The organism is Streptomyces poriferorum (assembly GCF_019399235.1).
GTDB classification, from domain to species: domain Bacteria; phylum Actinomycetota; class Actinomycetes; order Streptomycetales; family Streptomycetaceae; genus Streptomyces; species Streptomyces poriferorum.
This window is the reverse complement of record NZ_JAELVH010000641.1, coordinates 1-465: the sequence shown is the minus strand read 5'-3', so window position 1 is coordinate 465 and position 465 is coordinate 1. Positions and strand designations below refer to the sequence as shown.

Genomic DNA, 465 nt, shown 5'->3' with positions numbered 1-465 from the left:
AAGGTGCGCTCCGACGACGATTTCATCTTCTACAACCAGCCCGCGGGCCAGGGTGTGACCTACCGCTCCGGCGGTGGCACCGCACCCGACGCGATCGTGGTGGACACCGCGGCCGTGCCGCCCGGCATCGAGAAGATCGTCGTCACCGCGAGCCCGGACGGAGCGGGTCAGACCTTCCAGGGCATCGAGCCCACGGCCACCGTGCGCAACGCGGACGACGGCAGTGTGCTCGCCACGTTCACCCCGCCCCAGCTGGGCGCCGAGACCGCGCTCGTGGTCATCGAGGTATACCGCCGCGGCGGCGCCTGGAAGGCCCGCGCGGTCGGCCAGGGCTATGCCGACGGGCTGGCCGGCATCGCCACCGACTTCGGCGTGTCGGTCGAGGAGGAGCCCGCCGCCGCACCCGTCGCGGTCACTCCCCCGGCCCCCGTCGCCGCGCCGGTGGACCCCCGGATCGCCGCTCCC

At 74.0% G+C, this 465-nt stretch carries 1 protein-coding gene; it reads left to right on the top strand.

Annotated elements, in window-relative coordinates; translation table 11 throughout:
* Positions 1-465 (top strand): TerD family protein (locus tag JGS39_RS40200; protein ID WP_219574679.1); only part of this gene is annotated, 465 nt, incomplete at both ends.